The 12,958-nt window shown below is 44.2% G+C and carries 13 protein-coding genes; 1 reads left to right on the top strand and 12 read right to left on the bottom strand.

Going from position 1 to position 12,958, the window contains the following annotated elements:
- Nucleotide 1: 1 nt before the first annotated feature.
- From skiZ to P3L57_RS07715, 12 genes are all read right to left on the bottom strand, one after another.
- On the bottom strand, nt 2-1,195 hold the full coding sequence (skiZ, locus tag P3L57_RS07770; RefSeq protein WP_069486488.1) for a sporulation-delaying-protein transporter subunit SkiZ: 1,194 nt from the start codon (nt 1,193-1,195) through the stop codon (nt 2-4).
- Complete coding sequence (locus P3L57_RS07765; protein ID WP_044156043.1) at nt 1,192-1,884, bottom strand: ABC transporter ATP-binding protein; 693 nt, start codon at nt 1,882-1,884, stop codon at nt 1,192-1,194. The genes skiZ and P3L57_RS07765 overlap by 4 nt, the downstream gene beginning before the upstream one ends.
- Nucleotides 1,885-3,021: an efflux RND transporter periplasmic adaptor subunit gene (locus P3L57_RS07760; protein WP_069486487.1), complete on the bottom strand. Its 1,137-nt coding sequence runs from the start codon at nt 3,019-3,021 to the stop codon at nt 1,885-1,887.
- 4 nt (nt 3,022-3,025) lie between these two features.
- Nucleotides 3,026-3,721, bottom strand: a complete 696-nt coding sequence (gene yknW / locus P3L57_RS07755) for a YknW family membrane protein (protein WP_069486486.1) — start codon at nt 3,719-3,721, stop codon at nt 3,026-3,028.
- A 120-nt stretch (nt 3,722-3,841) separates the two neighbouring features.
- Entirely contained in the window at nt 3,842-5,656 is a 1,815-nt protein-coding gene (locus P3L57_RS07750; protein WP_069486485.1) for an ABC transporter ATP-binding protein, read from the bottom strand.
- A 10-nt stretch (nt 5,657-5,666) separates the two neighbouring features.
- Nucleotides 5,667-7,424: an ABC transporter ATP-binding protein gene (locus tag P3L57_RS07745; protein ID WP_044156048.1), complete on the bottom strand. Its 1,758-nt coding sequence runs from the start codon at nt 7,422-7,424 to the stop codon at nt 5,667-5,669.
- Between the two features lie 237 nt (nt 7,425-7,661).
- Entirely contained in the window at nt 7,662-7,895 is a 234-nt protein-coding gene (moaD, locus tag P3L57_RS07740) for a molybdopterin converting factor subunit 1 (protein WP_044156050.1), read from the bottom strand.
- Nucleotides 7,888-8,361, bottom strand: a complete 474-nt coding sequence (locus tag P3L57_RS07735; RefSeq protein WP_044156051.1) for a molybdenum cofactor biosynthesis protein MoaE — start codon at nt 8,359-8,361, stop codon at nt 7,888-7,890. Before P3L57_RS07735 ends, moaD begins: the two co-directional genes overlap by 8 nt.
- Nucleotides 8,361-8,882 carry a molybdopterin-guanine dinucleotide biosynthesis protein B gene (gene mobB, locus P3L57_RS07730; RefSeq protein WP_059335869.1) on the bottom strand — a complete coding sequence of 174 codons (522 nt, stop codon included), beginning with the start codon at nt 8,880-8,882 and terminating at the stop codon, nt 8,361-8,363. The genes P3L57_RS07735 and mobB overlap by 1 nt, the downstream gene beginning before the upstream one ends.
- Nucleotides 8,843-10,135, bottom strand: a complete 1,293-nt coding sequence (locus tag P3L57_RS07725) for a molybdopterin molybdotransferase MoeA (protein ID WP_069486484.1) — start codon at nt 10,133-10,135, stop codon at nt 8,843-8,845. The genes mobB and P3L57_RS07725 overlap by 40 nt, the downstream gene beginning before the upstream one ends.
- A gap of 17 nt (nt 10,136-10,152) precedes the next feature.
- On the bottom strand, nt 10,153-11,172 hold the full coding sequence (locus P3L57_RS07720; RefSeq protein ID WP_069486483.1) for a MoeB/ThiF family adenylyltransferase: 1,020 nt from the start codon (nt 11,170-11,172) through the stop codon (nt 10,153-10,155).
- Nucleotides 11,173-11,223: 51 nt separating this feature from the next.
- The gene (locus tag P3L57_RS07715; RefSeq protein ID WP_044156056.1) at nt 11,224-11,823 is read right to left on the bottom strand and encodes a molybdenum cofactor guanylyltransferase; all 600 of its coding nucleotides are present in this window, start codon (nt 11,821-11,823) and stop codon (nt 11,224-11,226) included.
- A 132-nt stretch (nt 11,824-11,955) separates the two neighbouring features.
- Here P3L57_RS07715 and P3L57_RS07710 point away from each other — a divergent pair, with 132 nt between their 5' ends.
- A complete protein-coding gene (locus tag P3L57_RS07710) occupies nt 11,956-12,921 on the top strand; it encodes a coiled-coil domain-containing protein (protein ID WP_069486482.1) in 966 nt (321 codons plus the stop codon).
- Nucleotides 12,922-12,958 lie beyond the last annotated feature (37 nt).

Raw genomic sequence — 12,958 nt, 5'->3', positions numbered from 1 at the left:
GTTACTCGTAACGCAGCGCTTCAATCGGATCGAGCTTGGCAGCTTTATTTGCAGGAAGCATTCCAAAGACAACGCCAATAAGCATACTGAACAGCACGCCTCCGCATACGACCTGCCAGGATACTAATGACGGCCAGCCGGCAATGGCAGAAATCAGCGCGGCCCCTCCGTATCCGATCCCGATCCCTATTAGTCCGCCGATAAGCGTTAATACGACTGATTCGATTAAAAACTGGGTCAGAATCTGTCCTCTCGTCGCTCCGAGAGACTTCCGAATCCCAATTTCCCGCGTTCGCTCTGTCACTGACACGAGCATAATATTCATGACACCGATTCCGCCGACTAAAAGCGAAATGCCTGCAATTGAGCCGATAATCGTGGTCATGATTGTTGTGATCTTTCCAATTCCTGCTGCAATCTCTTCCATGTTCATGACTTGATATGAATCCTCAGTGCCATGATGGTCATTCACCAGCTGTGCCGCTTCTTTTCCGATAGATTTTATATCATCAGCCGATTCGACCTGCAATGATACATTACTGAAGTCACTTGTACCGAAAGACGATTTCATCATATTAAACGGCACATACATTTCACTTAGTCCGAAAGACAGCAAACCTGTTTCTTTCTTCAGAACACCGATAATTTCCACAGGCTGTCCGTTTACCCAGACAACTTCACCGAGAGGAGAGGATTTATCAAACAGCTCTTCGGCCATTTTTTGTGATATAATGCCCGCCCTTTTTCCCGCAAGAAAGTCATTATCAGTAAAGGTTCTTCCGCTTTCTATTTCTAAGGAATTCACATTCATATATCCGTCGTTGATTCCGTTAATGGTTACATCGGTTTCTTCCTCATGATAACGCGCCTTCATGCTTTCAGAAGTCGATGCAACCACTTGTTTTATCCCTTCTATATCTTTTAATCCGCTAATATCGTTTTCTGTAAAAGTTGACTCTGTTACGGCGTTCGGGTTGCTTGCAAGCTCTTCGTCACTCGGCATGTAGTATAGTTCCACCGTATTCCCCGGACCGCTGATGGACTGCTTAAGCATCTGCTCGCCGCCCTGTCCTACAGCAACGACAACAATAACAGAGCCAACACCAATGATGATTCCGAGCATCGTTAAAATGGAACGCATTTTATGTGCAAGAACAGAGCTCAAAGCCATCCTGACGTTTTCTAACAGACTCATTCCCCCACGCTCCTTTGTCCGGAGCCGGGAGGAACAATTTCTCCGTCTCGCACCATGATGACCCGGTTCGTGCAATCTGCAACTTCCGGCTCGTGGGTAACAAGTACAATCGTTGTTCCCTCGTCGTTTAACGCTGTAAATTGGTCCATAATCGCTGCACTTGTTTTCGTATCCAACGCGCCAGTCGGTTCATCCGCCAAAATTAATTTTGGTTCATTGACGATTGCCCTCGCAATGGCCACACGCTGCTTCTGACCTCCGGATAACTCATTCGGCATATGAAGCATCCGATCGGCTAATCCAACCTTTTCTAAGGCTCTTTCGGCTCTCTCTTGGCGTTCTTTTTTTCCAATGCCGGAATAAATCATTGGCAGCTCGACATTTTTTTTAGCGTTCAGCCGCGGGAGAAGCTGGAATTGCTGAAAGACAAAACCGATGGATTTGTTGCGGACTGCGGCCAGTTCTTTGTCTTTATAAGATGAGATGTCTTCACCGTCCAGCTTATATATACCGGAAGTCGGACGGTCTAGACAGCCGATAATATTCATAATCGTTGATTTTCCCGATCCTGACGGCCCCATGATCGAAACGTATTCCCCTTGATTGATGTTCAAATCAATCGAATGAAGAACATCAAACGTTTCTCTGCCGATCTGGTAGCTTTTTCGCACTTTAGAAAGCTGAATCATTTATGCTTTCACTTCCGTTCCGTCAGCCAAATCATCAGCAGGATTTAAAATGACCTGATCATCCATAGAAATTCCTTCTTTTATTTCCGTTACATCGTCTGTTACTTCCCCGATTTTGACGTCGACTCGCTTGGCTTTACCGTCCTTTACTGTATACACATAATATTGATCATCTTCTTTTTTAACTGCCTTAGAAGGAAGCGTATTGGTTTTCCGCTTATCCGTTTCTATATTCATAATGAATTTAAAACCTGGCTTTCCTTCAGGAAGATCACCTTTTATTTTGACTTGAAGCGGGTATTGTACCGCCTGATCTGTGCCAGCTGCTGCCGCGGCGTTATCCTGCTGATCTGGCACTAGTCCGACAGCTGAAACTGTACCTTTCCATGTTTTATCCTGAATGACATCTGAAGTGAGTGTGACCTTTTGGCCTTTTTTGACTTTAAGTGTATCGTATTCAGACAATTTTCCTGAAACGACAAGGTCTTTAGGATTGCCGATATGTATGACGGGCTCTTGAATATCTGACTTTTTTGATGCCGCTTCCTGGTTGACAGAAATCACAGTGCCTTCGATCTCGCTTTTCACTTGAAGATCTGACACTTGATTGGCAAGCGACTGCCGCTGAAGCTCAGTTTGCTTTAATTCAATTTGAGCTGTTTTTTCCTGCATTTCAAGCTCTGTGCGCTCAGAGTCAACTTGTTTTTCTGCTTCTTTTTTTCCAAGCTGTTTTGTCAGTTCTTTTTCTTTACTGTCCAACGCTTGTAGCTTTTCTTGAATCTGATCGATTTGCAGCCGGTTCGATTCAGAGGTCAATTGATTCTGTTCTTTTTCCAGACTAAGCTGCTCATTTGTATAAGTGACTAACGGCGTACCCTTTTTAACTTTGTCGCCTTCCTTCACTTTAATGTCGTTCAAAGTTCCTTTATCGGCTTCATAAAACACATATTGTTCATTTGAAAATTTAAGTGTGCCTGGAACCATAACCGTTGACGATATCTTTTTTTCTTCTAGACTGCCCGTCTCCACCTTCTGGCCGGCGCTGCCGCTTGTCGGAGCGGCAGACCGGTAAATATTAATTCCTATAAAAAGAGCGGCTAATGCTGCAATCCCAATTCCAATCCAGACTTTTTTCATCTATTTATGCACCTGCCACAGAGTTTATCGCCCCTGAAATAAACGAAAATGCGACCAAAAGGACGAAAAGAATAATAACGGATATCCATCCTGCTTTTTTGGAGATGCCTCCCGTTTTGTGAAGACCGATCGCTAATAACACATAGCTCCAAATGCTGAAGATTTCAAATGTATTTAACACATTGGCTAAAGGCATGTCTGAAGGAATAATTCCCGCAAGTGACGTCATGCTGTAAAGTGAACTTGCGTCCGTTGTAAAAGCAACAATTCCGTTAATTAATAATCCTAAGCTGCTGATTAAGGAGACAAACAGACCGAGAGAAAGCATTTTCTTATACGTCGTTACGCCTCCTGATATTTTCACACAGAGCCAATAAATGAGAGGTGCAATAAATAAAGCTGCAATTCCGCCGAGAATTGAACCTGCCATTGCTCCAAATTTGGTAATGGTTGCGACAGTTGAAATCTGCTCAGGCGATAAGCCTTCAGTATCCGTCGTTTTAAGAAGCTCGCTATAATCCGTTCCGAGACCCTGCAATACAGCACCAACTATGATGATTGCCGCAACAACCAAGAGCGGGCCCCATACCACCGGCCTTTCTCTTATTCTCTCAAATTGAGTTCCAGGACTTGTGATCACTCCAAAAAGGGATGGCTTTTCAGTTGACACTCCGCCGTTTTTTTCTACATTTGCTTCCATATATAAAACCTCCTTGAACATATCTAGCTGATAATACGAAAGGACCTAAAAAAAGTTTCATATTTTTAAAAAAATACCGTAATCATTCAAAGGGCCTTCAGATTTTCAAGCTGAAGGCTTTTATTCGGCAGCTATGCTGTATTGCGCTTGCACCAGTCCTGCATAAATACCTCCTTTAGCAAGCAGCTGTTCGTGGCTGCCCTCTTCCATTTTCCTGCCGTGATCAAGAACGATGATATGGTTGGCGTCGCGGATTGTGGACAATCTATGGGCAATCATGACGGCTGTTCGATCTTTCAGCAAAGTTTTTAAAGCCTGCTGGATTTTGACTTCTGTCTCTGTATCAATGCTTGCCGTGGCTTCGTCAAGAATGATAATAGCAGGATCTGCGAGCAGCGCTCTTGCGAAGGAAATGAGCTGGCGCTGACCGGCAGATAATACGCTGCCCCTTTCTTCCACTTCTGTTTCGTATCCTTCTGCTAAACCAGAAATAAACTCATCCGCTCCGACTGCTTGAGCAGCTTTTATCACTTCTTCGTCTGACGCATCCGGCTTTCCGAAACGAATATTTTCCATAATCGTTCCGGAGAAAATAAACGTATCTTGAAGCACAATGCTGATTTGAGAGCGTAAACTGGCAATGGACAGGTCTTTTATCGGAGTGCCGTCTATTTTAATGGTTCCTCCTGTTGCATCATAAAATCGGCTGATTAAATTGGCAATCGTTGTTTTCCCGCTCCCCGTGTGTCCGACAAGTGCAAGTGTTGAGCCTGCTGGAATAGAAAAGGAAACGGCATGAAGTGCCTTTCGTTTTTCATCATAAGAAAATTCAACCTCTTCAAAGCTGATATGGCCTTTAATATTTTTCTTGTGAATGGCATCCCGCTTTTCTTTGACATTCGGCTGTTCGTCTAAAAACTCGAAAATCCGCTCTGACGAGGCCATCCCCATTAACAATTGGTTATAAACCTGGCCTAATCTTGAAATAGGCTCCCAAAACATGCCTAAATAGAAGGCGAAAGATACGAAGACACCTATTGTAATGGTTTGGTTCATGATGAGTGTGGCGCCATACCATATTAATACAGCCGTTCCTATCGCATTTGTCATTTCTACCAGCGGACGGAACACAGCATTTTTTCTTGTTGCTTCCCGCCATGATTGATAGTTCTCCTGATTGACTCCGTCAAAATACGCCATGTTTTCTTGTTCCTGCGTGAAAGCCTGCGTTACGCGGATACCTTGTATGCTTTCGTTTAAATGGGAGTTCAGCTTTGATTGCTTCAGACGCACCGTTTGCCATGAACGGCGGATTTTTTTTCTGAGACTTGTTGAAATAAAAAACATAATCGGCAGAGTCACCATGATGGCTATGGTCAGTTCAGGACTCAGCGTGAATAAAATGATGACGACTCCCGCCAAAAGCAATAAATCTGTTAATAAGTTAATTACGCCGCTTGTGAAAAGCTCCTGAAGGGAGTTAATGTCATTCATAATTCTGACGAGAATAGACCCTGCCGATCTCTGATCAAAAAATCGGTGGGACAAGCGCTGTACATGGGTAAATAAATGCTGGCGCAAATCGTAAATGACATGCTGGCCAAGCTGGTTCATCCATCTGATCCTTAGCATATTGGCTGCATAATTAACAGCGTATAAAACGCTGATCAAAACAATCAGCTGCATCAGCAATTCCGAATTCTTTTCTGTAATGGCTTGATCGAGAACATAAACACCGATCAGAATGGGAATGACAAGCTTCACAGCAGTCCCAATCAAAACGGTGAGAAAAGAAAGCGGCAGAATTGTTTTTCGGTACGGTTTGACATAGCTTAACAGCCGCCACATTTGAGCCCAGTTAAACGGTTTTTCAATGATTTCATCTGAAGAATAATAGAAACGCTCCAAAATCCCATGTTTTTTTGCTTGTTTCATATGTTCCTCCCTATCCGACCTGATGCGGCTCATTTATCATATTGACGTCCCGGTATTGCAAATCGTATATCTTTTTGTAATAGCCGTTCTCGGCAAGAAGCTCGTGATGATTGCCTCTTTCACGAATGCTACCTTTATCGAAGACAAGAATTTCATCTGCGTGTTTCAGTGAAGAAATGCGGTGAGCGATGATAAAGGTTGTGCGGTTTTTCATGACTTCTTTTAACGCAAGCTGTATGCTGTGCTCAGTTTGCATATCTACTGCACTTGTGGCGTCATCTAATATTAAAATGCTTGGGTTTAAACAGATGGCTCTGGCAATAGCAATGCGCTGCTTCTGGCCTCCTGAAAGACCCAGCCCCCTTTCTCCAAGCATGGTGTCATATCCGTCAGGCAGTTCCATAATAAAATCGTGAGCCTGAGCTCTTTTTGCCGCATTTATAATGTCGTCCATCGAAGCATCCGGCTTCCCGTATGAAATATTTGATCGAATAGTAGATGAAAATAGGAATGATTCTTGAAGTACAACTCCAATATTTGAGCGAAGGGTTTTTAATGAATAATCTGTGATAGGTTTATGATCAATCGTAATGATTCCGCCTGCAGGGCTGTAAAATCTAGTGAGGAGCTGTGTGACTGAGCTTTTTCCAGATCCCGTAGGGCCCAAAAGTCCGATCATCTTTCCGCTTTTTGCTTCAAAGCTTACATCGGAAAGCGCGTTCGTTTGTTCATTTCTGTATGTGAGAGTTACATCTTTGAATGAGACATCTCCGGTTAGCTTTGGCTGATGTAAAGCATGAACGTGGTCTTTGATGTCTTCCTCTTCATCAAGAATGTCTAACAGACGCTCTCCTGAGGCTTTTGCCTGAGAAAACATATTAATCACAAAACCTAAGTTCATGATTGGCCACATCATATAATTGACCAGACTGAAGAAAGCGACAAGCTCACCCGGATTCAGCTGATTTTGCATGACCAAATAGCCGCCGTATGAAAGAAGAGCCACAATACAAATATTGCCGATAAACTCCATCAGCGGAAAATACGCAGACCAGATGGATGACGTTTGTAAATATTTTGTTCTGTAGGCCGCATTTGCCTTATTAAAGGCGCTGATTTGAAAATCTTCTCTTGATAGTGACTTCACTGTGTTGATGCCGCTGATATTTTCCTGCACCTTTGTATTGAGTTTCGCAAACGATTTTCTGATGCCTCGGAAGGCGGGGTGTACTCTTTTGTCAAACTGATATACCGCGACCGCCAGAAAAGGCAAAGCAGCGATTGTTACCAGCGTAAGCGGAGCCGAATAGTAAAACATGACCGATAAGCTGATTGCAACCAGCAAGCCGAATCGAATAAACTCAGCAAGCCCGTAGGATAAAAAAAACCTGAGCCCTTCAACATCGGCTGTCAGCCTGGACATCAAATCACCTGTTTTTGCGTTGTCATAGTAAGAAAAAGAAAGCCTCTGCAGTTTTGCATACAGGCCATTTCTCAGCCGGTAAACAGATTTGATGCCAAACATATCACCTAAATACTGATGAAAAAAAGTGGCGGTTCCTTTTACAGCCATAACCGCAATAAATCCCAGACTGATCCATGCTGCAAGCTGATACTGCCTCCCCAGTACGATCTCATCAATCGTAATTTGCAGAATGATCGGATAAACGACCGTAATGGCTGTCATCAAAAGCATCGCCAGAAGCGACCACATAAACACCTTTCTGTACGGCCAATAAAATGATTTTAATCTTTTAAATGTCTCCATACCCAGCACCCTTCCAGTTTTTTCACCCTTACTATATCGATTCCCGAAATAAATTTCTATTATTTTTCGAAAATTCAATCTAATGATGGAGATGGTCTCTTACTTTATATGGCGGGACTTATGTAAAATAAATGCCTACAGAAAATCATTGTATGCAGGATGATGAGCAGGATATGCAAAAAATGAGGGATATGGCTTTTAACGCAAAAACCGGACGGCTTTATCGCCGTCCGGTTTTTATCCCCCGCTGACAGGTGGAATAACAGCCACCGTGTCACCGGAAGATACTGAGGTATTTTCTTTGACGTAGTTTTCATTTACAGCAATCATAGCCGTATCAATTGATTCAAGTCCGTATTGTTCCTTTAATACCGCTTTTATATCATCGGTTGTTGCTTGTTCCATATCAATTTCAAGCGTTGACGTGCCGGCCTTTTCAGCAAGTCCCGCAAACAAAAGAATGTTAATCATGCTGCTCTCCCTCACTTACATCTGGTTTTCCATTCGGATAAGCTGTTGTCTCAAGCTGGTCACCGATCCATTGCTCTCCGTCTTCCCAAATTTCTTTTTTCCAAATAGGCACAATCTGTTTAATGCGTTCGATTGCATACTCATTGGCTTCATAAGCGGCTTTTCGATGGGGAGAAGACACAGCGATGACAACTGCCGCTTCGCCGATATCCAGTACACCGATCCGATGTGTGATAGCAGCCGAAGCACCTTTCCATTTCTCTTCTATTTCAGCCCCGATTTGGGCCAGCATCTGCACAGCCATCGGTTCATAAGCCTCATATTCCAGCCGGATTGTTTTTTTTCCGTTTGTCCACTCCCGAACTGTCCCGATAAACGTGGTAATAGCTCCGGCTTCCCGTCTCTCTACTTTTTTTATGATATCTTCAGTAACGATGGGTGTTTTCGTAATCTCAAACCGTCCCATTACACAGATTCCCCTTTCAGCTGTGAAAGCACATACTCAACTGCTGCTGGATCATTCGCGTGAAAAACGGGTAATCCTTGGTGTGCAGCCATTTGTTCTTTTTCTCTGTATATAATTGCGATGATATTTACTGCCTGCAGTTCAGCCAGATCATTCTTATCTCGTACTATTACTACTTTAGGATAAGGAGCTTTTTTAAAGCCTTCTATGAGCAGGCAATCCATATCGAGAAAGCGATATAACTCGATCAGCTGCGGGAGATCCCATTTACGGCGGGCTGTAAGCTGTAAAACACCCGCTCCTTCTACTGCTGTTACATCAGCTCCCGCAGCTTGGTAACGGTCAGTGTCTTTTCCTTCAGTGAATGCTTCCGGTTCACCGCCATGACCGTGATGCTTCAGGCAGCCTGCATGCAGTCCCTGTTGTGCGGCTTTTTTAAGAATATGCTCTATCAACGTTGTTTTTCCGCTGTTTTGGAATCCTACAACTTGGACGATCGGGAAAGGACGGACCAAGGCCACTCACTTCCATTCTCTTCTCTGATCAGCAGCACGTGGACCGTTCTGCCTGATTCGTAACCTCTCGTACCGCCCGGCAGGATGATAAACGCATTCGCCTCTGCAAGTGAAGTGACAGAGCTTGACTTATCTAATCCAACGGGAGCCGCTAACAGCTTTCCTTCCTGATGGTGTACATAAGCACGTACAAATCGGGTAAAAGGATTCGGCTTCGGAAAGTCCTTAGTCAAAACAGCTTCTGCGCAAATCGGATGCGGTTTATCATGAAGCAGCCATGACCGGATCATCGGTTTTACAAACAGTTCAAAACCGACATAGCATGCCGACGGGTTACCTGACAGCCCAAACAGCAGCATATCGTTTGCATGAGCCACAGTCGTTACACTTCCCGGGCGCATAGCAACTTTATTAAAGAGCACATCAGCCCCGAGTCTTTCATAGATTGCAGGCAAAAAGTCAAAGTCACCCACTGACACGCCGCCTGTGGTGATTAGAAAATCAACCTTTTCCATTGCTTCCTCGACCGCAGCAAAGCTTTGATCAAGATCATCGGAGATTTTCCCTAAGTAAAGAGGTGAAGCGCCCGCTTCGATAACTTGTGCATATACCATACTGGCGTTGCTGTTACGGATTTTCCCCGGCTCCAGCGGGTCACTGACATTCAGCAATTCAGTGCCGGTAGCAATAATCCCGACAACAGGCTTTCTCACGACAGGCACAGAAGCGTATCCAAAGGTTGCCAGAAGAGCTGTTACCCCCGGGGTAATTCGCGTGCCCTTTCTGACTAAAACGCTCCCTTTTTGAGCATCTTCACCTGTTTTTGAAATATTGTCCCCTGGCTGGAAGCGGCGTTTTAAAGACATAAACGGTTGACCATTCTCTTCAAAGGTTTGAGTCAGCTCAATCATGACCACGGCATCCGCGCCTTTTGCAATTTGCGCACCTGTCATGATCCGCACTGCCTGAAACGCAGCAAGTTCTTTTTCAGATACAGCTCCCGCTCCGATATGGTCAACGACCTCAAAGCGGACAGGGTGCTCGCGTGAAGCTTCAGCCGTATCACATGCTCTGACAGCAAAACCGTCATATGGCGAACGGTCAAATGCAGGCACATGGTGGTCTGCCGTTACATCTTCAGCTAAAAATCGGTGAAGGCTGTTTTCAAGCGCCACCCATTCTGTTTCCCCTCGTTTTTGAAATCGGCTGACACGCCGAACAGCTTCATCTACCGGTATCGGTGTTCTTTTCTCCAGCATTCTGAACCCTCCTGTTGTTACAATCCGATTACTCTTGCCAACACAGAATTGGCTTCTTTCACATCACTTGTTCCGTGTATCAGAGCCCGTCCGTCATTAAAAATGACGATTCTGAAATGTTCATAATAGATATGAAGCAAAAATGCATTGGCCTCTACCTTGCCGATTGTTTTCAGCCGACTGGCGAGCTCCTGCTTCGGTATTCTTTTTAATGACTCTGATCTGACTTGAACCGTATCACGGCCGCACAGCACAGCCGCTTTTGGCGTGTTCCAGTCTTGAAGATAAGGATAAACTGCGTGTGCGCCGCACGACGGACAATCTTCGACTCGTACAGTGCTAACGTTGATTTTCATATGTGAATTGTTCCAGACATCAAACGTGACAAACCCGCGCTGTATCGCTTCTGTGTTTCCCGTTAACAGTTTCAGCGCTTCCGCCTGCTGATAGGCTGAAACCATATGGACCGCAGGAGGAATAATCCCCGCTGTATCGCACGTCGCTCCGCCGACAGGAATTTGCTCAAACAAACAAGACAAACAAGGTGTTTCCCCCGGAATAATCGTCATGAACATCCCTTGGCTGCTTACACAAGCGCCATAAATCCACGGTGTCTTTGTTTTCTGAGCTAGATCGTTGATAAGCATGCGTGTTTCAAAATTATCTGTTGCATCGATGACAACATCCGCTTTTTCGATCAGCGGTTCAAGCGTTTCAGCCGTCCCCTCTGTAACGTATGCCTCAATATGTATGCCGCTGTTAATAGCGGATAAATGTTCTTTGGCAGCCATAGCTTTTGGCATGCGGAGTTCCGCATCGCTTTCTGTATAGAGCTGCTGCCTTTGCAGATTGCTCCATTCTACATAATCACGGTCAATGATGGTGACGGTTCCAACTCCCGCTCTCGACAGCCCTTCAGCTCCGGCTGTTCCGAGCGCTCCTGCTCCTACGATCAGCACGCGGCTGTCTGCCAGTCTTTGCTGGCCCTCTTCTCCAATTTGCTTAAATCTGATTTGCCGTGAATAACGCTCTTCCATCAAACCTGATCTCCTTATCTTTTATGTCAATCATACCATGATTTCCGCCCGTCAGTCCCACCAGGAGAATGTCTTGAGTTCATTCAAACGCCTATAGTCATGTCGTGTATTAATATTCATAAACTCTTCCGGCACTGCCGCGATTTCCTCTGCCTGTACGTAACGAACTGAAATACGGTCTAGGAAATCTGATAGTTTTAATTTTTTCTCAGATAGCTGTTCATATAGAATAGGCATAATCCTTTTATGATACAGTGCTATCAATGGCTGCACTCGTCCGCCTGATATCGGGATGACTGCGTCCGTATCGGCAGTTACCATGCGCCTGAGCTCCGCCATCGTCCTTTTTCGTATCAGCGGTGTGTCACAGGATAGAATCGTATAAAGGTCACCGTCTGTCTTTTCAAAAGCAGTATAGATACCAGCCAATGGGCCCATTCCTTGGAACGGCTCCGCGTCTTGATACACTTCGGTTTCGCCATTCTCTTGAAATCTATCGATAAACTCGGGACGGCTGATGATGACCGCTTGCTCACCCAGCGACTTTTTAGCCCATTCGTAAAACATACGGCCTCTCCATTTTACAAACGCCTTGGGCTCCCCAAACCGGCGTGAAGCTCCTCCTGCTAAAAGTACACTTATATGTTTCATGCTCTCACCTCTAGTTACCAAAAGCATAGCAAAAGCAAGGCCCCAACGCCAATGCTTGTCTGTTTATTAAAGAGGAATAGCTGTTCAGTATTTGCATATTGTAATGTTAACATCATGAGGGAGATGGTTCGATTGAAAAGAACAGGTCCTTTTTTCCATGACGTGTCACAGGAGAACCTTTATTTAAAATCAGAGCTGTCAAGGTGCCGTAAACTAATTTCCGAGCTTGAGGCAAGCTACTTCCATCAGAAAAATAACAAACTGCTCAAAGAAAATACCAATATGAAAGAAAAACTTCAGCAGCTGTCCGCTGAGCTAAAGCAAATGTCAATGAAAGAACAACACGCCTCCTATACGAGCCATACACTGCATCAAATGAGAGCCGAACTGCTCGATAAAATCGTCACCTTGCAGGAGCTTCTTTCCGCAGAAACCTACAAACGCAAAACCGAAATCGAAGAAAAACATAAGCTTCATATCGAAAAAATCAAAATTGAGGAAGAAAATAAAAATTTGCATAAACAAATTATTCATCTTAATACCTCTATCCAGCGGGAACAGAACGAATTGTTTCAAGCGAAGCAGCAAACTGAAACGATAAAAGCCGAAAACGGACGCTTGAAAGAGCAAATGATAGAAAAAGAATACCAGCTAAAACATATCAAAATAGAAATAGATCATATGAAAGACCGAATCATAGAAACGAAAGAAAGGCTGCTTGAAATAGAAAAAACGAAAGAAAAACTATTTCAAGAAACTATTATTTCGTACAAACGGCAGCTCGATGAAAGTGATGCCTGGATTGCTTCTCATTTTGCCGATATTGATGGCGGTGCGAAACAGAAAGAAAAAACGGCAGAAGAAGCTCAAACCGTTTACGCACCGTCAAGTCATGTAGAGACCATCCTTGAAGATGTCACAAAACAAGTAAATGAGCTTCAAAAACAGCTGACCCGAGCCCAATCATCTGACCAGCTTATCAATCATAAAATTGAAGAGCTGAAGAGCCGTGCCGCCGAAGAAAAACCTTATCAAAAATGGGTGTATAAGCTTAATCTTGAAAAAGAAAACAAACCTTCACCGAAAAAAACCCAATAATAAAAAAACTGCTTGAGCTCCCAAGCAGTTTTTCTGT

This window comes from Bacillus sp. B28 (genome assembly GCF_029536185.1).
Lineage (GTDB): Bacteria > Bacillota > Bacilli > Bacillales > Bacillaceae > Bacillus > Bacillus halotolerans.
This window is presented reverse-complemented; position numbering and strand designations above follow the sequence as displayed.